Origin of the sequence: Shewanella sp. 10N.286.52.C2, assembly GCF_002874545.1 — a bacterium.
Classification (GTDB): domain Bacteria; phylum Pseudomonadota; class Gammaproteobacteria; order Enterobacterales; family Shewanellaceae; genus Shewanella.
In genome coordinates, this window is the sequence record NZ_MCTV01000010.1 from 63,724 (window position 1) to 85,603 (window position 21,880).

Consider the following 21,880-nt stretch of genomic DNA (forward strand, 5'->3'; position numbering starts at 1 on the left):
TCAATGTGACAGTGTGGTGATTGCTTAAGCCCCTATCTTAACGTTAACGTTTTGATTACAAGTTGGTGGTGGCATGAAAGATTCAAATAAAATTCGCGTGGGGATCGGTGGGCTATTTCATGAAACAAACACCTATGCCACAGAGTTAACTGGGCCGACAACCCTTAAAGATTTAGTGGTGTATGAAGGTGAAGCGCTATTAAAGCTTGCGGGTACTGCCATGGGCGGCGCTATTGATGCCTGTCTCGAAAATGACTGGGAAATCGTCCCAACAGTATTCATGCACGTTAACACCACATTCGGCACAGTTACCGACGATGCTTATGCCGCCGTCAAGCAGCAGCTGTTATCAACATTAGCCAATGAGCCAGTCGATGTATTTTATTTGATGGTTCATGGCGCAGGTATCGTCCAAAGCACCTCAGATTTAGAAGGCGATCTGGCTAAGTCCATCCGCGAGGTCGTTGGGGTTGACACCAAAATCGTTGCCTCAACTGATTTACATGGCAAAGTGACAGATCTTATTGCTCGTGAATATGACTATTACACCACCTGTAAAGAATATGCCCACGTAGATTTTAATCCTTGCGCCAAAGAAGCACTACTCACTGGGGTTAGCGCCTTTTTAAATCAACTGACGCCCACCATGAATTACCAGAAAATTCCGATTTTATTGCCGCCTTCAACCACCATGGAGGCAGGTACCTTTGGCACCTTAATCCGCGATAAGTGCCTTGCCTATGAAGAAAATCCTCAAATACTCAATTGCTCGGTAATGCACGGTTTTCCCTATCAAGACACTGAATATTGCGGCATGTATGTATTAGTGACCACTGACAACGATATTGTGTTAGCTGAGCAAATTGCCACTGAATTTGCCCAATGGATTTGGGACAACAGACAACTCAGCCTTAATCTGCCACCTAATGTCGATCAAACCATTGCCATCGCAACCGATATTCTTGCCACTAAAGGCCGCTATCAAGCCCCTGCCGCTTTTTGGGAAAATGATAATAAACCGATTGTGATTGCAGATATCGGTGACAATCCCGGTGGCGGCTGTACCGGTGACACAACCCATTTGCTGAGTAAAATCCTCACCACCGACTTGGGTAAAGTGGCCTTTTTTAATATTCGCGATCCCCAAGTGGTAAAGCAAGCGATTGAGGCGGGTGTTGGCGCAACGATTAGTGTCAATTTAGGTGGCAAGTTAGATCCACTTCGCAGTGGCAATCCTATTGCGTGCACAGCTTATGTAAAGTCGATTTCTGATGGCATAGAAACCATTCGTGGCCCTATGTTAAATGGTGTGAGCTTCGATTTAGGCCCTTCAGTGAGACTCACCGTTGGCCAAGTGGATGTGATTGTGCAAACCGGTTTAGGCCAAGCTTTTGACGATGTATCGGGGCGTGCCCACGGAATTGATATTTATGAATACGATGTGGTTTGCGTTAAATCATCAGCACATTGGCGCGCCTTCTACCAAAAAGTAAGTGATCACTTACTGATGGCTGACTCACCCGGGCTTACCACCGCCAGAGTGGGCGAATTTGCGCATACCAAGCTCACGCACCCTATATATCCCATTGATAATGATGCCAGCTTTCCCATTAGCGCGTAAACGCTTCGCCGATAACAATAATAACAAGGATCATTTATGAAAAGTTCCAGCAATGTCATCAGCGACGATGGCGCATTAAACGCCGAAAACCGGCCCACAACTGCCGAAGATAGCAAGGCGACCAATCGCTATTATGTGCTGTTTATGCTGGCGCTAGTGTGCGCCTTGGCTTATATGGACCGCTTCGTATTGTCGGTGTTAATCGAACCAATAAAGCACGACTTAAGCCTTTCTGATACGCAACTAGGTTTGTTAACCGGCTTTGCGTTCGCCTTTTTCTATGCTGTGTTTGGTATTCCCATTGCCAGACTGGCTGATAAATATAATCGTCCATTGATCATCTCTGTTAGTGTGGCGCTGTGGAGTGCCATGACTGCAGCTTGCGGTATGTCAGTTAACTTCATTCAACTACTATTAGCCAGAATTGGCGTCGGAGTGGGTGAGGCAGGCTGTATTCCTGCCAGTCACGCCATGCTGGGGGACTTATTTCCCGGTAAACAAAAAGCCTTTGCGATTGGTATTTTCCAAGCTGGCGGCACCGTTGGTATTTTAGCGGGATTAATTTTAGGCGGCTTACTGGCCAACAGTGTGGGTTGGCAAATGACCTTTATTTTTATGGGCCTGCCCGGTTTAATCGTGGGCTTGGTGGTTTGGCTGACAGTAAAAGATAACAGAGGCCTAGATAGTGTCAGCAATCCGCTCACCAATGCTGATAATGATAAGCTCAACCTTATTGCGACCATCAAACATCTGCTAACACAAAGAACCTATCGAAACCTGATGTTAGGGCTATCTATGGGCGCGTTTGGTAATTATGGCATTGTGCAGTGGCTACCGTCATTTTTAATCCGAACCCATCACATGAGCCTTGAAGAAGTCGGTGTTCTTTATGGTTCGGTAATGGGCTTTGGTACCTTGTTTGGTACCTTGGCAGGGGCGTTTTTAGCCCCTAAGATTATTGCTAAAGATCAGCGCTGGGAAGTCAAATGGGCCGCATGTTGCTTTGTGATTGTCATTCCAATCTTTATCGGCAGCTTTTTAGTTGCTAACTCAACGCTGGCACTGGGGCTATTATTTTTAGGGGTATTTACCTTATCAACTGGGACTGGGCCATCATTTGCCGCAGTGCAAACCGTTGCAGGACCTAAAATGAAAGCCATGGCCGTGGCACTAACCATGCTGTGTATGGCAATTTTAGGTCAAGGCTTTGGACCATTAGTGGTTGGCATGGTCAGTGACGCTTTAGTACCACAGTTTGGCGAGCAATCACTGCGCTATTCCCTCAGTATCTCAATGATTATTTTGGCATGGGGTGCGATTCATTTATTTAAAGCATCTAGCACTATCGTTAAAGACAGTCAGTCGCTTTAATTAACCTGTCATCAACGGCTTAGGTAATACCTAGGCCGTTAGCTATAACATTGCCATCATAGATACCTGTCTGCTTGCTGGTTTTACAGCCAAAAAATCAACATGGCTCGTCGCTAACCTCTGCCTTTAATCCCCCCTTTGACCTGCGCTTTGAGCGTTAATACCTCAGCTTAAACATTTCTGGTCTACAGTATGTATAAACTAAATTATGCCAATGCTTTTTAACCGACTGATAAAATCGTAAAAATAGCCAAATGTAGGTATTCAGTAAAGCACATTTCGGTTACTATGCGCGCCAAATAACGACTCCCTTTTACCCTAGAGTGACCATGCAAAATGAACGATGACAACTTCATTGAAAAACGCCGATTTATCATAAGATTAGGTAAGGCGTTGCACAAATTTGGCACCCCGGCATATCGCCTTGAGTCCCATTTACAAACGGTCTCTACTACCTTGGGGATTGAAGGCTATTTTTTGATCTCGCCCACTTCAATGACCTTCGTGTTACAGCATGATACTGAGCAAGAATATAATCATGTGGCGCGGGTCAAACCAGGGGAGTTAGATTTAGGCTCCCTTGCCCGCACGTTTGATTTAGTTGAAGAGCTAACCACAGGTCAGCGCACCTTAACCGAAGCCCTTAATCGCCTAGAAGAAATTGCCAACAAGCCTAACCCTTACGGCCATAAATTAACCTTGCTGTCTTTTGGCGTCAGCGCCGGCGCTTTTGCAATGCTGATGGACACCAGTTGGAATGATGTGTTCTGGTCAGCCATGCTAGGGCTACTGGTTTATGGCATGGTTTTTTGGGCTGAGCGCTCGTCACGAATGGCAGAAATGCTTGAGCCCCTTGCGGCGGTGATATGTGCGATTCTTGCCTGCGGTATTGCCATATTAGACCCTAGTATTAATATTCCTGTGGTGATCCTCTCTGGGATTATTATTTTTATTCCCGGTTTAGCATTAACACTGGGGCTTGCGGAGTTAGCCGCGCGGGATCTCATCTCAGGCACAGCCAGAATTATGGATGCGATGATGCTGCTGTTTAAGCTGTATTTTGGCGCCGTATTAGGCATGACACTGGGTAAAGTCATGTTTGGCGAATCAGTGCATATTGAGCCTTACGCGCTACCAATTTATGCCTCGTGGGCGGCGGTGCCATTACTCTCAATGGCGTTAGTGATTATCTTTAAAGCCCGCCTTAAGGATTCACCTTGGGGCATTTTTGCCGGTATCGTGGCGTATTTTTCAGCCATGATTGGCGGCTTATATTTAGGCGAGTCTATTGGTATTTTTGTCGGCGCACTGGCGGTGGGCATTTACTCCAACTTATTTGCCCGTTGGATGAAAGCACCGGTATCCATTGCCCTACTTCAAGGCATTGTTATTTTGGTGCCTGGCAGTAAAACCTATATCGGCTTAAACGCAATGATTTCAGGTGAAACCATGCTCAATCAGGCCCATATTGGCTCACAAGTGTTCTTGATTTTTATGTCACTGATTGCTGGGCTTATATTCGCTAACGTCATCGTACCGCCAAAGCGAAGTTTATAGCTTCTTAAATAATAGCTTCTTATATAATAGCCTCTTATATAACCGCCCTTTTAAAATGGCCCTCTAAAAAAGGCCCTCGGCAACACCAACAAGGGAGCACATCGCTCCCTTGTTGATTTTTACGCAAAAAAACAGCGAAATTCAAAATACCCGCCATACTAAGATAAGGCATTTAATTTCAGCTGTTGAAATTTTAAATGCTATTTACTCAATAGCTTAATTAGCTATCCCTTCTATAAATAATTGAGTAGGTACCATAATAAAAACTAATAATATTGTGATAATTCGCGCTAATTGCGCTTTAGCCATTATCCTTGTTATTACCTTGATTATCTCTATCGCCGCGGCACATGCTGAGCAAATTAACAACCTGCAGCATTCAGCCTCGGCATTGGTAATGACAAACAGCAAAAACCAGTCAACCCCCTTTACTGTCGATAACATTATCGTGCAGAGCAATGCTATTTTTGATGAATCAGACCCTGATGCCTTCTTTATTCACCACTGGGCCAACTGGCTACATATCAACACCACTGAAGCAACGATCCTCGATAAGCTTACGTTCACTGAAGGCGATGAGGTAAATCAAAAAACCTTTGCAGAATCCCAGCGCTTACTGCGAGCCGAGCCTTACCTGCGAGAAGCCAAAATTTATCTCGCAGAAAAAGATCCTAGCGCAGAGAATGAGCAAGATACTGTGGTGGTGGAAACCTGGGATAATTGGTCACTCTTGCCCACCTTCAGCTTAAGCTCTAGCGGTGGTGAAACTAAGTTTTCTGTCGGGATAAAAGAAGATAACTTGATGGGACGCGGCATTAAAACCCGCTTTAAATATCAATCAAATGCTGATCGAACCGGTTATAAGTTTGGCATTTCAGCACCACTAAAATTCATCAAACACGCCACAATTGCTGCCAATTGGTATGATAATAGTGATGGTCAAGCAACCCAACTGTATTTTAATAAGCCGTTTTACTCACTAGATACCCCCGATAGGTATTTCGCAGAATACTTAACCGATCAACGTATTGATACCTTAAGACAAAATGGCCAAGACGTTAATGAGTTTGAGCATAATGTCGATTATGCCGCTATCGGCTATGGCTGGCTTATTGATAAAACAGAGGCGGATTTATCGCGAATTAGCTTAGGTTTTACCCAAGATAAACACCAATTTGAGCCCAGTGAGACCTTCCCAAATCAAGCCTTGCCTGAAGACAGAGACTTTTTATACCCTTGGGCAAGTTATGAATACTTACAAGATGATTATAAGGTGTTTACTAATATCCATCTAATTAATAATCATGAGGACTTTAACTTAGGCTGGCGTCACTTTGTGCAATTAGGCATTGAGACTCGCGATGTCGCCGAAGAGTCTTCTGTAGGCTATCACCTAACGGTCAGTAGCAGTCGAGGCTATCAACAACAAGATAATTTATTCTTATTTAATCTTACTGCTGAAGCCAGCTTTAACACCAGCCAAGCCGATTACTATAATATCAGCATCCAAGGTGAATACTTCCACCACATTAACCCTAAATGGACCGCCTACGCTAAAACCCGCTTAGCCAGCTCGCAAAATAATTACCTCGATGACCCCTTTGCCCTAGGCGATGATACAGGGGTAAGAGGTTATCCTAACGACTATCAATATGGTGATAATCAATGGTTGCTCACGGGAGAAGTCCGCTATTATCCCAACATCAATTTATATCAACTTGCTGAACTTGGCTGGGCCACCTTTGTGGATATTGGACAGGCGTTTGGCGGGCCTGATGACAATAATGAAGTCAACGCCCCCATTGGCAGCATTGGCATTGGTGCCAGAGTGTATTCATCAAAATCCAGCTACGGTAGTGTCGGCCATATTGATTTCGCGGTGCCCTTTACCAGCGGCGAATATGTCGATGATTGGGAGTGGCGCTTTCAAGTGAAAAATCGTTTTTAAACTGACACTTGTCGTTACTGCTGCAAGCTTAATTTTACTCTCTAACCACTAAGGCTTTTTAACCGCTGAAAAGCCTGCTATTTTTTGTTTCACTTGCTGTTCTTGCTGTTTATCATCAATGCGATAGATGCTTTTTATTCGGGTGGTGAATTGCGGCTCTGCCGCGGTCGATACCGTATCAAAACCCGCTTCAACTGTCCCCAGTTTCGATGAGACCAATAAGGCTTGTGCAAACTGCAAATTATTATCAATGCCATCAAGCACCAGTAAATAACTTTGCCTTGGGCGCACGTCAATAAATAAACTACGGCTATCGATACTGCGCCAACTATCAAGTCGAAAATGACTAATCGAGTTAACCTGCTGTAACTCATCAAACTGATACATGGCCGCTTTTTGCTTACTGGCTTGCGTTGCGGCGCAGCCAGTAAGTAATAGCATGAATCCTAAGCTCATCAACTTGTTTACAGACATGGTATACCCTCCTTTTAATTCATTACGACTAAAAGCAAACACCTTAAAAACAACTGCTTACACCGCATTTTTCACTTACAATGAATAACCATCACTAAAATTAGTTTCAGTTTATTTATATAAGTTTTTATAATTCGGTACGTGTTCAACCCACTTAGGTGGCGTGCCAATATATTGCTGCACCGCTTTAATAAACTCACTCACTAGCAGGGTTTGCTTACGATGCGGATAGACAGCATATATGCCAGTATCCATAGTGGAAAGTGAATAGCGGGTTAATAATGGCACTAATTTAAGCTCAGTAATCGACTGATTTAAATTAAATAAATCAATATGAGTGTAACCTAAGCCATCCTTCACCGCTTCAATAATGGTTCTGACATCGCTGACTTTATAATTCCCCTGCATTTTATAGTTTTTAAACTGTTCGCCATGGGGCTGCTGGGATAAGCGCATCTGATCTAAGATGACATTACCATTGCTATAAATAACCGCAGGCAATTGAATTAACTCTTCTGGGGTTTGCGGGTGACCATGCTCTGCCAAAAATGCTTCTGATGCCAAGATGGCAAAGTGGGTCTTGGCAATTTTTTTTGCAATCAAATTCGACTCTGTGAGCTTGCCAATCCTAAAAGCCACATCAAAGTGATCAGAAATAATATCGGCGCGTTTATCATCCAATGACAGGGTAACTTTTACATTGGGGTATTGCTTCATAAATTGGCTGATGACAGGTTGCAGATACTCCTGACCAAAGAAGATAGACGAGGTAATTCTAATAATCCCTTTTGGCTCAGACTGGTATGAATCGGCAATATTTTGGATTTGATTTAGGGTATCTAATAACGTCAGGGTTTGTTCGAGGATCTCTTCCCCTGCTGAGGTTAATGAAAACGATCGCGTTGAGCGATTCAGTAATTGCACCCCTAACTCGGCTTCTAACTTTTTGATTTGCTTTGACAGTAACGAGTTATCCATATCGTGCAATGCCGCCGCTTTAGTAAACGAACCCTGCTGCACCACATCAAGAAAAAGACCCAGCTGTTTAGTAATCGATTGCATTTATCATGTCCTTGGAAGCAAATTCAAATAAGCTCGAATAAGCGTACTCAGCTAACTTTAGTTAAACTAATCATAGCTTGCTTACCTACACAGATGAATTGTGCGTAATTTCGGTATGTTGTCTGCTAGCGAATGGCGCTATTTATTACCAGCAGTTACGGCCAGCAGCAGGATTAACGACCGTGCTCGTATGCCATAATAAGCTCTTTAAAAGTTCGCACTCCAGACGTTAAAATCACGTAATATACAGGTTGTTTTTATTAAATTCAGACTTATAAAGATCTGTTTATATTATTTTAAGTCGTTAATCACAAAGCAAGATAAGGTGTTTTATGTCAAATAAAATTAAACTGGATATCGTTTCTGATGTGGTTTGCCCATGGTGCGTGGTCGGTTACAAAAGTTTGCAGCAAGCCATTAAAGAGCTAGGAATAGAAGACAAAGTTGAACTTGAATGGCAACCTTTTGAGCTCAATCCTGATATGCCTGCAGAAGGTGAAGAATTAGGTGCACATGTGGCGCGTAAATATGGCTCAAGTGCTGCAGATAGCGCCAAAGCCAGAGAAAATATTGCTCAGCGCGGCGCCGAGTTTGGTTTTGAGTTTAACTTTGGCGACAACATGCATATCGTTAATACCTTCGATGCGCATATATTGCTGGATTACGCTAAAAAGTTTAATAAGCAAACTGACTTAAAATTACGTTTGTTTAGCGCTTATTTTACTGAGCATAAAGATGTCTCTGATAGAGCGGTATTGGCCAATGAACTTACTGCTATTGGGCTTAACGTCGATGAGGCCATGGCATTATTAGATAGCCCCGACATCAGAGGGCATATTAGTGCTGAGAAAAATCAATGGACCGCTGCAGGAATTTCTTCGGTACCGACGGTTATATTTAACCGCACTAGTGCCTTAAACGGCGCTCATCCGGTTGAGTCATATAAACAGGTACTGACGCAACTATTGGCAGAGTTAGAAAGTAACTAATGGCTACGGTGAGACGTTTCTTTTACGGCAAATTTTTCAAATGCACCCGAATAAACAGCTTCAATAAAAACAAAAATCCACTGTCGATTATCTTAGCGATACTCTGATAGTGGATTTTTAGTTAGCTATATTTGAGCCACGTTTAGCAAAAAATTTACTTTTGCGTTTTACGGTAATGGTCAAAGTTTTGGATGTAATCTTCCATGTTGCCTTCAAGCAGCTTGCGGTACTCTTCAGTGTAATAGGCCACCATGTCAGCTTTTTTCTGCTGCATCTCTTCGGCATTATCAAAACCAGTAGAAGCAAACCAAGCATTGTAGCGGGTTAAGGAATACATGAATGAAGCGCTTACTTCACCCGTTTTTACCTTGGGATTTTGATTAAACTCATTAGCAACATTAATAAACTGACTAGCGCGATCGAAAAAAGCTTTATCTGGTTTTGAATCAAACATGATAGATCCTTGTACTGAAAGTTGCCTGTAGCGGCAAAGTAAAATAGCAATGGTAATAACCTACGTGCTTTTACGCTGGTAAACCTTAAGGTGGTTCACACTCTGCAATAATGATGCTCCGTAACTGTGAGCGGCATCAATATGTCGAGAAATCACTGAATTTAACACATAAAAAAACCCTACTGATCATTAAGTAGGGTTTTATACTTTCTAAACTTTAACGCTAAACTTTAATGCTAAATCAGCATTACTGACCTTTAGCTTTACAGTTAAATTCACCGCTGTAATCAAAGTTAAAGTTGTAAATAGTGAAACCTTCAGTACCTTCTTTAGTACCGTCTTCACCGTCTGTAGACAAACCAGTGATTTCATTAGTTGCACAGCGAATACCTTCTTCAAGTTTAGCTGAGCTAAATGAAACACTTTCTGTCGTTGGCGCGATAAGCTCAAACACTTTAGCGTTCGGGAAGGCTAAGGTGTTATCACCTTCTTGCTCAGCTAAACGATCAGCTAAGTAGAACTGCACCAATTCACGGTTATTAAATGCCGCTTCTTCTTTAACTAGCTCAGCATTATCAACACCTGGCATACGCGAGTTAGATGCACGGTAGTTGTTAGTGATCACATAGATTTCTGCGTCATCAGCAATTTCAACACCGTTATAGGTAAGCTCAACTAACTGCTTGCTGTCTGTTGTATCAAATTCCCAACCATTAATGTTGGTGTACTTTGATTGGTTTTCAACGTTGATTGTGTACTTAAGTAGCCCTTCACCTGACTGGTTAAAACCAGCGTAGAAGGCATCAAAGTTATAACCAGGGAAGCCTTCAACAAGGAAAGTCTCACCTTCAGCTAATGGTAAGCTGTTATAAGCATTTGAGTTAACCCACTCAATCCAGTTTTTCATATCCGCACCGGTCATTTTTAAAACGGCAGGGGTATTGTTATCAAATACATAGATATCAGCAACTGAAGCGTTAGTTAGCTCACCAGTTTGAATGTTGGTGTAATCGGCACCGCCATTACGACCAGATTTAAATGGCGCAGATACAGACATGAAAATAGCGTCTGCAGATGCATCAGCAAACTCGCCTTCTGCTTTCCATTTATTCAGTTGATGAAGCTGTGCTTGGTTAACCACTTGCATGGATAAATCTGGTACCACTTGTGGGAAGAAGCTGTTCATGTTGACATCGATTTCAGCAATCATTGCTGACATGTAATCAACGGTACCTTCATGCTCTTCAACTACTAGATCTTCAATAAGAACATCAGACTCATTTGGAATTAGTGAGCGCAGCTCGGTTGTAGAGTGAGAATGGTCAACAGTCCATGTCTCGCCGTCATCGCTAGATTTAAGTTTAAGATCAATCACCCCTAACTTAGCACCCCAGAAACCTGGCATGATGGCTGGAATACCATTAATTAAACCAAGCTCAGGATCAACCCCTGGAATTTCACCGTATTCATTATTTGCATTCGGGAATTCACGGTGGTCGTGACCAAACATAATGGCATCAACACCGTCTACATAAGCAAGGTGTAAGGTTGCGTTTTCAGCAAACTCATCATTATTGTCATTGAGGCCTGAATGCGGGATAGCAACAATAACGTCTGCGCCTTCAGCCTTCATCATAGGCACATAATGTTCGGCGGTTTTCTTGATATCAGAAACCACAACATTACACACTAAGTGTGAAGCATCCCAGCCCATAATATCTGGTGGTGTAAAGCCAATGACACCGACTTTAACATTGTATGATTCACCATTTTCGGCAATAAACTCACGGTCTAAAATGACATATGGGTTATACATATTTTCTGCGGTGTCATAAAAATCTTCAGTAATGCGTACTTCACATTCATCTGCTGCATTGCTGACTTTTTCAAGCGAGCTATCAGCTTTCCATACGTTTGAGCTAACATAAGGGAAATCTGAACCTTTAAGCGCTTCATCTAGGTATTCAAGGCCATAGTTGAACTCATGGTTACCTAAGTTAGCTGCATCATATTCTAAATAGTTCATCGCTTTGTAAACCGGATGCTTTTCACCTTTAAGATGCTCAGCACCTAGCGCTGCCATGTAATCGCCCATTGGGCTACCTTGGATTAAATCGCCATTATCAAATAACATGCTATTGGCGACTTCTTCACGCGTTTCAGCAATCACTAAAGAAGTACGTGCTAAGCCCCATTCAGGCAGGTTGGTTTCGTTGTGTTCTGCGCTCTCAAAGTAATTGTATGGCATTACATTGGTATGAATATCTGTGGTTTCCATCAAACGGACTTCCATGCTAATGGTATCGTTTTTTGGTTTATCGTCTGATGAGCTATTACAACCTGTAAGTACTGCTGCAACACTGGTAGCAAGCAGAAGTTTCTTAGCATTCAATTTCATATTTATTCCAGATAATTATTTTATTTATGTCTGTATGCCGAATTATTGCCACAGATTAAGATTGGTCAATTAATCTCAAGCAATATTTCAGCATCAGTAAAGGCGGGAGTAAATTAAATAAAACATACAAATAAGTAAAGTGAAGATTTTATTTCAAACAATAATAAAAACAAAAAAACAGCTTTGAATTTAAAGTCAAAAAAATAACAACGCAGAAAACAAGCAACAAACGTAAAAATAAAAATTACAGATATAGTTTGAAAAACAAGCTTAAGACTCACGGCTAAAAACCTTAAGTCTTAACTTACCCCTCATAAATATTTCAGTTAATATAAAAACAGCACATATATTCAACAAGTATCTCTTAGGATAAAAAATATCCCTCAAGATATGAATAAAAAACAACACTCTGAATTGTTTCGACAGCAAGACACTGCCACAATCAAAAACATAAAATAATTAAAGTACAGACAGATAAGATAAAACCAAAATTTCAGACCTCTATTTTACTCTAGCCTTTGGCACCATGTTTAATTACAAACCTTAGCTTTTATGATTGTGATGATTGGTAGAGCTTATGTCCCAGTCAATTGAAATGACACTTGTTCTTGAAATGATCAATAAATTTCAAATCTGACCAAAATAGAAAACAATTCAGTACTACTCGCCTACTGCTACTGATAACATTATAAATATAAAATTAGTTTTGAAAATTTAAATTAAAAACCTGGCTGCAACAAGTGTTTCTCACAAAATAAACACCAATCAAGCCGCAAACAAACACCTGAGCAACAACAAATAAACATCTTAAGCCTCGCCGCGACACTTTAAATTACCAACAAATTAAATGGCAATTAATAAAAATAGTTTCTTAAATTATTCAAACCCTAATTATTAATAACCTACAGCAGTTACAAAATGATTAGATTGTTAATAAAGACATAAGCAAAGATAAAATAGCAACACTATTTGTAAAATACAGACATAGAGACAACCCAATTTAAACAGTGTAATCAATTATCAGTTAAATATAATTTTATTATCGAAAAGTGCTTAATTAAAAGTGTAAGAATTATAACTAAGTCCCTGGTAGATGATATTGACTACTACTGAATTCAATAGTACTTATAAAGGTAAGAGCACATATAAACTGATTGCCAATTAATATGTGCTTAAGTGTCTGATTGACGATTAAAAGCCCGAGCCTAGGTTAAAATACAATGCCCGCTCCTCTTCACTGGCGGCGACATCCACTCCCATATGAATGCCGTAACGTCTGGCAATTTGATAGCGAAAGCCAACACCATAAGCATTAACGGAGTCGCTGCTGTCTTGTATTGATTCCGTCTCTGTCTCTGTTTGGCCGTAACCGTAAAAGGTCGATACCGTCCAGCGGTGATCTATGTGATACATCAACTGCGCTTGTAAGGTGCCGACTTGATCACCTTGATAGCGAAATGCTGATACACCACGAAGATCAACATAAGGCTTAGTGGTAGGTGAAAGGCTGGTGTCTTTCTCATACAATTCCTGATAACTAGCAGCGACCGCAAAGGTCCACTTTTTAGCAATAGGGAAATAAAACTCGCCACTGGTATCTAAGGTACCGTAATGACTGTCAGAACCTAACGCCTCATCATATAACATGTATTCAGCCGATAAAATGTAACCCTTTTTCGGGAAAAACATATTATCTCGAGTGTCATACTCGGCCACCAAACCAAGACCTGAGGTGGTATGTTTATCGCCCAGTGCGGTTTGCAAAAACCAATCAACTACAGCGTTTGATGATGAGACACTGGACACTGACCATAGCTGTTTTAAGCCCAACAATAATGGCGTATCAGCCACTCTAAACTGCAGTTTTTGCATCGCAAAGTAAGCTTCGGTAGTGGTATCAAATTTGAGGTTTTTCCCTTCAGGTAGTAAGCCACCTAAATTAGTATAAATATCTAAATTCGCCTTAGCAGCACCTGCGCCGCCGGTATAACGAATACTATCGTTTAACCAAGAATGACGGTGCCCCGCAAAAGCAAACCAAGTACCATTGGCTGTCGCGCCGCCGCCCACCAAGGTCATTGCTGCAGGAATTAACTGGGCGCCGCCATCAATAGACTCAAGGGCTTTTTGTTTACGTAGTTCTTTTTCTTCATCGGTTTCGTGCAAAAACAAGCCCATCAAACCACCACCAGCACCAACTGCAGGCTCAGTAATTAAAATAGGAACCGGTAAAAAACCATAGGCATTTTCAGCGAGGTGATAGCCAAGATCAAATTGGCCATCTTGCTGGTCAAAAAAATAAGACTGTTCAGCAGATGCTTGCCAAGAAGCCATCGCTAAAATGCATAATGAGATTTTTTTAAACATGAAGTACCTAACCAAGTAAAAAGAGTACCAGTACTGAATCGGCCGTCCCCAAAAATACCAATATGGGTTAGCACAATAAAACTCAGCAGCATTAACGATAAAAATTATGACTTAATTAAAGCAGTTTTTCGACTCACTGTTGAAGGATCGAACCATTCAATCCCATCACAACTAAGGTTCAGTGCAGTGTGAATACAAAAAAGCCTATCTATCACAGGATAAATAGGCCAATTCTAATTCTAATTTAAGCAAATGATTTAACTCATTTTTCTGATAACACTCACAGGTGCAATCCGTAATGCCCAATGCAAAATAGCCCATGGCCAGCTTGGCACAAAAGCGTTGGGCTTTTCTTTATTGATGGCCTTTACTAGCGCCTTACAACCGGTTTCGGTATCGACAATAAAGGGGATTTTTTCAACCCCTTCATTGATCTCACTTTGAATAAAACCAGGGTGAATACAGCTTACTTTTATCGGGGTATTCATTACATCAATACGTATGCCTTCACTAAGAGATGTTAGCGCTGCTTTAGTGGCTGCGTAAACTGTCATCGCCCGTCTAAAACCACGTACTGCACTGACAGATGATATGGTGACTAAATGCCCTGAATTTTGAGCCCTAAAGATAGCCATTGCCGCCTCAGCCTGTGCAAGCGCGGCAATAAAATTGGTTTCTGCTGTTTGTTTATTGGCATTAAAATACCCAGTACCAATGGAAGCACCTTTGCCCATGCCCGCATTAATAATAATGCGGTCTAACGGCCCCATTTCAGCGTTAAATTGATCAAAAACGCTAAAAACCGCATCATGATCATTCACGTCTAAGGCTTTTATAAGCACGTTAATTTGCGGGTTAATTTGTTCTAACTCAGCCTTGAGCTCAACTAACCTATCCATTCGGCGCGCACACAGTGCTAAGTTAGATCCCTGTTTTGCAAATTCAATGGCCATTCCTCGACCTAAACCCGAACTTGCCCCGGTGATCAAAATATTTTTTCGCATCTTATTATCCATTTTATGATGAGTTATTTTTATTATTTACATGGGCTATTTAAGCCCATTTTAGGCGCTGTTACAGCAAAAATAAGCACTTAGGTGTAAGTAATTATCCTTTTATCCCCTTGTTGCTCAAATATATCGTGCTCATTTAATGAAGACAATGACCACTGTTTATCCTGACCTCTGGCCACCACTTTGGTCACGCCGCCATTGACTAATGACCAATTAATATCGACAAACTGTGTTAGCGGCAATCCCAATAATAAACTGGCAATCACGCTAATCGGCCCACCTGATGAATAGACAAAAATGGTTTTACCGTGATGTTGACTCGTTAACTGCTTAAAGGCACCAGTGACCCTTTGCTGAAAATCACTCCAAGATTCTGTATATAGGTTGTTTTCATTTAACTTAGCCGTTGCAGATGCCTGTGTCCACTGCTCCATAGCGCCGAAAAAGTGCTGCTGAAAAGCCGCGAGAGGATCGGGCTCTTGAGCTAAAAATGCGCGCATTTTACTGGGGCTGGTAAACTCAGGATGATACGCACCGAGAATATTTTGATGGTCATATTCATTCCAGCCAGCATCTTGCTCACTTAAACTTATCAGTGCATCATCGGCCAAACCAAAGGTATCTAGGCTATGCTGCGCGGTTTGCTGATGGCGTAACATTGAGCCTGTTATCACGAGATCTGGCGTAATGGTTTTATTGGCTAAATATCGCCCCACCAGCTTAGCCTGCTCAATGCCTAAATCAGATAACTGATCATAATCATCGGCATGAAAACTGGCTTGGCCGTGACGAATTAGAAAAATTTTACTCATGGTAAGTCCCATCACTAAATGCTGAATTTGCTGCGTTAAGCGCCTTATATAATGCCCATAAACCGTTTTTACATCCAAATGCTAAATCATGCTCAACAGCATTTAAAGCCCGTAAGAGCGACCTGTTTATTTCATTAACATAGCCTATTTTTAAAGGGGATTCGACAGTCTTTAATCATGATACAAAAGAAGCCTTTTTAGTTACTTGATTAGGAAGCAAAGAATTGAGTTATGAGGGTAAGTGATAGTGAATTAGAGCGCTTTTATTCGCATTAAGAATTACGCAGTCCAAGTTGGATTGCAGTGCCAAGCTTGCACCCACTTAGGCACCTGTGCTGCTGGCATAGGTTTAGAAATACCATACCCTTGAGCTACAGTGCAGTTAAGCGATAATAACTTATCAGCTTGCGCCTTGGTCTCTACCCCTTCGGCAACGACCCCAAGGTCAAAAATATCAGCTAAACCGATAATAGCCTTCAAAATGGCCAGATCAGACGTATCTGTTAACATATCCCGAATAAAGCTCTGATCAATTTTTAATTTCGTAGCAGGCAAGCTTTTAAGGTAGGTAAGTGATGAGTAACCGGTACCAAAATCATCTAAGGCAAACTTAACGCCCATTTGTAAACAGGCGTTCATTCGCTGACTAATTTTAACCATATCTTCTAAGGCACTGGTTTCTAATATCTCCATTTCCAATAGCTCGGGAGAAATATTAGGGTAAGCGGTTAAAGCTGCAGCTAAGTTGGCGACAAAGTCACTACTTTGCAATTGGCTGGCGCCAATGTTGACACTAACGGGAATCGTTAAGCCTTTTTCTTGCCACTCATCTAGTTGTTTAAGTACAGTATCAATTACCCACTCGCCTATTTTAATGCTAATTAAGTGGTCTTCAATCATGGGTAAAAAGACTTCTGGCAGCAATAATCCTTGTTGCGGATGCTGCCAGCGCAGCAATGCTTCAACCCCCACTACTTTCCCTGTGTTCATATTTACTTTAGGCTGAAAATAAAGAACAAACTCTTGGTTTTCGTAAGCCTGAATAATACACTCAAGGCTCTTTCGTTTCGTTTTCGAGGCTTCAGCAGAGTCCTTATCAAAAAATAAATAACAGCTTTTGCCTGCGTCTTTAGCTTGATACAGCGCATGATCAGCTTGTCTTAGCAATAAGTCTGGATCGGTGCCATTTTGCGGGTACAGTGTTACCCCAATACTGGTTGAAGCTTGCAGTATTTCTTCATTGCAAATAATACTTTGCGATGCAGCCACCAGCATCCGCTGTAATACTGGTTCACAATCACTGGCCTGTTCTAGGTCACTGAGTACTGCAACAAACTCATCACCGCCAATACGCGCTAAAAAGTCTCCTGCACGCAGCGCACTTTTTAGCGCCTGTGAAATTAAAACTAAGAATTGATCGCCAGTGCTATGGCCGTGGATATCGTTAATGGCTTTAAAGCCGTCTAAATCAAGATAAGCCAGTGCCAGCTTTTTACCGCGTCGCTGGCTCTGTTTTAGTGCCTGCGCTAACTTATTGGCCAGTAATGCTCTATTGGGTAAACCAGTTAACATATCGTGATGGGCGGTATGCTCTAGTTGCTGCTGGTGCGCTTTTTTATCGGTTATGTCAGTAAACATTGAGACATAGTGCATGACCTTGCCATACACATCACGCACCGCACTGATTGATTGCATTTGCGGATAAATTTCGCCGTTTTTGCGTTTATTCCATATTTCATCACACCAATAGTTATGCTGTTTCAGCGTGCTCCACATACCGTCGTAAAAGTCTGCAGACTGTCGACCCGATCTGAAAATTCGTGGGTTTTTACCAATGGCCTCTTGACGGCTAAAGCCTGTTATCTGAGTGAAAGTGTCATTAACTTCAAGGATATTGCCCTTTAAATCGGTGATCATGATGCCTTCATGAGCATGACTAAAAACACTGGCGGCAAGTTTTAATTTTATTTCAGATTTTTTAGTGGCGGTAATATCTGTCAGTGCGCTAAGGCATTCAAGGCCATCTTCGTTAATAGTAAGCTTTAACTGTACCGTGCTTAGCTTATTATCGATGTTAAGTTTTATCTCACTGTCTGGAGAGTCAACGCCTTGAAAAGTATTGGCAAGGTGGGCGTTATATTGCAGTAGGGAGTCTTCAGTTAAGTATGCTCCAAGGCGTTTACCCAGTATATTTTTACGGGGCATACCTAACATACTTGCAGCGGTAAAATTAGCCTGAGTGATATACCCAGTGCGATTTAGCGAAACATAACCTACTGGGGCTAAATCATATAATGCTTGATAGTTTGCAGCGGCTGATTCGGCGATATCTCTGGCCACTATTAGCTCGTTTTGCTGCATCTCTAATTCGATTTGATGCACCTGTAACTCATGTAGTAATCGATCAGCTGCAACCTCATCCGCTAGTGAGCAGCGCTCATTGCACTCATTGCAATCATGTTTATGCTGACACTGCATAGAATCCTTACGCAATGAATTCAGGCTTTGAATAGTTGGCTTTATACCCTTGTTCATTGCGTGCACTTGGTCATGGCTATCTTCCTTTGCCTTTGGATATCACTTTGCTATTCCATCTTGCAAAGTTTCTCCAGATTATTTTGTACATCCACCAATAAATTCCTAAGCTCTGCTTCAGAGGAGTTATTCCCCCGCTTAAGTATTTCCCTTACATTATTTAAGGTTTTTAAGTTGTGCTTTTTATCGGTAATGTTTTCAGTCACACAAACAAACAGACCTTGTTGTTGTGAGTACATTGAACATTCAAACCATTGCTTAGTTTCTTTTACGTAATACTCAATTTTTTCTGGCTTGCCAGACATAGCGACGCGACCACAAGCAGCCATAAAATCACTATTCGATTGGAGGATATTTGGAATGACTTCACTGCCATTTTTTCCAATTACGTCATGTAGTTCGGTTATGCCAACATAAGCGTTGTTTACTTCAAGATAGTTGAAGTCTACCGCTTTGTCATTGTTCAAAATGATTCTTTTATAGGCAACTGCATGGGAGGAATTTTCAAATAATAATCGGAATCGCGATTCCGATTGCGTCATGGCAATACTCGCCATTCTGTTTTCAGTATTGTCACTAAAGGTGATCACTACGCCATCGATGAGGTTTTCTTGGGTGCGATAAGGCATGATGCGCACGATATACCAGCGACCATCATGGGTTTGCACCTCTGTTTGCTGAAATATCAGGCTCCGCAGCACTTCGCAGGCATCATCAGCCAAGGCGGGATAAATTAACGAGCTAACTAAATCAGTGATCGGACGACCAACATCACTGGCAATGAGTTTGAAAATACTGCGTGTTTCAGTGGTATAACGGCGCACCTTAAGATCGCTATCTAAAAACAAGGTGGCAATATTGGTGCTATTAAGCAGGTTTTTCATGTCATCACTGGCTTCTGACAACTCATTAACTTTAGTGTTTAGCTCATGATTGACGGTTTGTAATTCCTCATTCATCGACTGCATTTCTTCTTTAGAGGTGGTCAGCTCCTCGTTAGTACTTTGCAGCTCTTCATTGGTGCTTTGTAATTCTTCATTAGTCGACTTGAGGTTTTCTTGTGCAAACTGCATCTCATTGGTGGTGATCCTTAAATCATCCCGAGCCTGTTGCAGGACTTGGTTTAAGGCAACTATTTCATCAGTATCAGTAGCGCTATCAACGCCATCAGCGCTACTGTGCGTGCTTAAAGCCGAAGTCTGCATTGATGATTCACTAAACAGCACCAATACCATGCCACACAGACTTGCAGGTTGCAGCAATGGTTGCACACTCACATCCACTTGCACTGTATTGCCATTAGTCCCCACACTAATATTTCTTAGTTCAGCCTTCTTCTTTTGGCGCACAGCCCGATTAAACACTTCACTTATGGGCGCAGTTAAACCTTCACGAGCCATTGCAAATAGATTGTGATTCACTTTACCGGCTGCGGGCTCTAAATAATTGCCAGTTTTACCATTGATATAGACGATATCCGCTTGCTCTGTGGTCAGCAACGCCGCTGGCACAAAGTGCTCTTGCAACAGCGATTGGGTCAAGTCTTCTAAGTTCAAATCATCAACTCCTTGGGTTTTAGCGGGCACCAGTTTTTCAAACATTTGCTCAGGTGAATAGCCACCTGAGGTTCTGCTTGGAAAGCTCATTAAATTAATCGGTTCAATTGTCTCGCATCGCTGATAAATACGCAGTTTTTCATGCACAGCACTAAACAGGACGTCGTCTTTACCTATGGTTTCAGAGGTGCCTAACACCAGCACCCCACCAGGATTTAAGCTGTAATGAAATAAGGGGATCAGCTTTTGCTGTAAATCCGCTTCTAAATAGATAAACAAGTTTCGACAACTGATTAAATCAAGCTTAGTAAATGGTGGATCGGTGACCAGATTTTGCTGGGCAAAAATAACCATCTCCCGTATTTCTTTACCGATGCGGTAACCTGCCTTATTGGCCACAAAATAATGATCTAATCGCGTTTGAGCAATATCATCTGCAATACTCGCCGGGTAGATCCCAGCTCGGGCTTTTTTAACCGCGTCATTATCAAGATCGGTGGCAAATATCTGCAACTCAAAATGCTGGGGATAACTCCCTTGCTTTAAGGCTTCTTGAAACACGATTGCCAATGTATAAGCCTCTTCACCGCTAGAGCAAGCAGGTACCCAAGCTCGCAAGGTGCCGCCTTCTGGGTGTTTAGCCAGCAATGCTGGAATAACCTCATCCTGAAGCTGCAGCCAAACCTGACTGTCACGGAAAAAGTGTGTCACACCAATGAGTAACTCGTTAAACAGCAGTTCATTTTCTTGGGCATTACTGCGTAAATACTGAGCATAGTCAGCAATGCTGGTGAGCTTATGCAAAGCCATGCGCCGCTCAATACGTCTATAAATGGTGCTTTTTTTGTAACGGGAAAAATCATGCCCTGTATGGGATCGCAGCAAGGCGATGACTTTTTTAATGTCGTGGTGATCTTGTTCAGTATTTTCAACCTGAATAGGCATGTGGTTGAGGTAATTAACCACATTATCCATTAACACATCTGCGGGTGCTACAGCATCAACTAGTCCGGTATCAATGGCACTTTTAGGCATACTGGCAAATTTGGCCGTATCAGGGCGCTGTACAAACACTGCACCAAATTTTTCTTTGATAGCCCGTAACCCAAGCGTGCCGTCTGAGCCCATTCCCGACAGAATCACCGCAATGCTTTGAGCCTGTTTATCAGCCGCTAAAGACTTAAGAAAATAATCTATCGGTAAATGTAACCCATGGGGCTCAACACGAGGAAATAGCAGTAATGTCCCATTTAAAAGAGTTAGGTCATAAGCGGGCGGGATAACATATACATGATTGGGCTTAACCATCATGCGATCGCTAATTTGTAGCACCTTAAGCGGGGTTACACGCTGCAACAGCTCACACATAATGCCTTTATGGTGAGGGTCTAGATGCTGCACCACCACAAAAGCCATACCGCAATCAGCTTTAGCCTGGCTTAAAAACTGCTCAATGGCCTCAAGGCCGCCAGCAGAAGCACCAATACCAATAATAGGAAAGTCAGCCTTTGTCGCCGACGTTTTTACATCAGTTGTCAGCGGAGTCGGCGCGGTAGCAGCATTGGGCTTTTTCATTATTTGAAGTGATTTTATGTTAAAGAAGTCGAGTTTAGATAATGCGCCCCATGAGCAAGAAACTCAATAAACTTAGCCTCATTACTGATTAATAAGGACTTTAATACATATATTGGTCGTAATTACAGACGATTCAATCATAGAGGTT

At 42.0% G+C, this 21,880-nt stretch carries 14 protein-coding genes; 5 read left to right on the forward strand and 9 right to left on the reverse strand.

All coding sequences use genetic code 11. The features are described 5' to 3' along the window. The first annotated feature begins 73 nt into the window (after window positions 1–73). The 4 genes from BCU94_RS05015 (at window position 74) to BCU94_RS05030 (ending at window position 6,497) form a co-directional block, all read left to right on the forward strand. A complete protein-coding gene (locus tag BCU94_RS05015) occupies window positions 74–1,621 on the forward strand; it encodes a M81 family metallopeptidase (protein ID WP_102475797.1) in 1,548 nt (515 codons plus the stop codon). 36 nt (window positions 1,622–1,657) lie between these two features. Continuing rightward, a complete protein-coding gene (locus BCU94_RS05020) occupies window positions 1,658–2,992 on the forward strand; it encodes an MFS transporter (protein ID WP_102475798.1) in 1,335 nt (444 codons plus the stop codon). Between the two features lie 336 nt (window positions 2,993–3,328). Next, window positions 3,329–4,549 carry a threonine/serine exporter family protein gene (locus BCU94_RS05025; protein ID WP_102440310.1) on the forward strand — a complete coding sequence of 407 codons (1,221 nt, stop codon included), beginning with the start codon at window positions 3,329–3,331 and terminating at the stop codon, window positions 4,547–4,549. A gap of 397 nt (window positions 4,550–4,946) precedes the next feature. After that, entirely contained in the window at window positions 4,947–6,497 is a 1,551-nt protein-coding gene (locus BCU94_RS05030; RefSeq protein ID WP_102475815.1) for a ShlB/FhaC/HecB family hemolysin secretion/activation protein, read from the forward strand. Between the two features lie 48 nt (window positions 6,498–6,545). On the opposite strand, the gene BCU94_RS05035 is transcribed toward BCU94_RS05030, so the two are convergent. Continuing rightward, a complete protein-coding gene (locus tag BCU94_RS05035) occupies window positions 6,546–6,971 on the reverse strand; it encodes a DUF6491 family protein (protein ID WP_102440311.1) in 426 nt (141 codons plus the stop codon). A gap of 111 nt (window positions 6,972–7,082) precedes the next feature. Further along, window positions 7,083–8,033, reverse strand: coding sequence for a LysR family transcriptional regulator (locus BCU94_RS05040; RefSeq protein WP_102475799.1), 951 nt, complete (start codon window positions 8,031–8,033; stop codon window positions 7,083–7,085). 332 nt (window positions 8,034–8,365) lie between these two features. Here BCU94_RS05040 and BCU94_RS05045 point away from each other — a divergent pair, with 332 nt between their 5' ends. Next, window positions 8,366–9,022 carry a DsbA family oxidoreductase gene (locus BCU94_RS05045; protein ID WP_102475800.1) on the forward strand — a complete coding sequence of 219 codons (657 nt, stop codon included), beginning with the start codon at window positions 8,366–8,368 and terminating at the stop codon, window positions 9,020–9,022. A gap of 154 nt (window positions 9,023–9,176) precedes the next feature. Here the strand turns inward: BCU94_RS05045 and BCU94_RS05050 are convergent, their stop codons facing one another. From BCU94_RS05050 to BCU94_RS05080, 7 genes are all read right to left on the reverse strand, one after another. After that, complete coding sequence (locus BCU94_RS05050) at window positions 9,177–9,476, reverse strand: DUF3144 domain-containing protein (protein WP_102475801.1); 300 nt, start codon at window positions 9,474–9,476, stop codon at window positions 9,177–9,179. 247 nt (window positions 9,477–9,723) lie between these two features. Next, entirely contained in the window at window positions 9,724–11,874 is a 2,151-nt protein-coding gene (locus BCU94_RS05055; RefSeq protein WP_102475802.1) for a bifunctional 2',3'-cyclic-nucleotide 2'-phosphodiesterase/3'-nucleotidase, read from the reverse strand. Between the two features lie 1,191 nt (window positions 11,875–13,065). Then, window positions 13,066–14,241 carry a BamA/TamA family outer membrane protein gene (locus BCU94_RS05060; RefSeq protein WP_102440321.1) on the reverse strand — a complete coding sequence of 392 codons (1,176 nt, stop codon included), beginning with the start codon at window positions 14,239–14,241 and terminating at the stop codon, window positions 13,066–13,068. 257 nt (window positions 14,242–14,498) lie between these two features. Then, window positions 14,499–15,245 carry an SDR family oxidoreductase gene (locus tag BCU94_RS05065; RefSeq protein WP_102475803.1) on the reverse strand — a complete coding sequence of 249 codons (747 nt, stop codon included), beginning with the start codon at window positions 15,243–15,245 and terminating at the stop codon, window positions 14,499–14,501. An 89-nt stretch (window positions 15,246–15,334) separates the two neighbouring features. Then, on the reverse strand, window positions 15,335–16,066 hold the full coding sequence (locus BCU94_RS05070) for a histidine phosphatase family protein (protein WP_102475804.1): 732 nt from the start codon (window positions 16,064–16,066) through the stop codon (window positions 15,335–15,337). 279 nt (window positions 16,067–16,345) lie between these two features. Next, a complete protein-coding gene (locus tag BCU94_RS05075; protein ID WP_102475805.1) occupies window positions 16,346–18,601 on the reverse strand; it encodes a GGDEF and EAL domain-containing protein in 2,256 nt (751 codons plus the stop codon). A gap of 50 nt (window positions 18,602–18,651) precedes the next feature. Further along, the gene (locus BCU94_RS05080; RefSeq protein ID WP_102475806.1) at window positions 18,652–21,732 is read right to left on the reverse strand and encodes a chemotaxis protein CheB; all 3,081 of its coding nucleotides are present in this window, start codon (window positions 21,730–21,732) and stop codon (window positions 18,652–18,654) included. Window positions 21,733–21,880 lie beyond the last annotated feature (148 nt).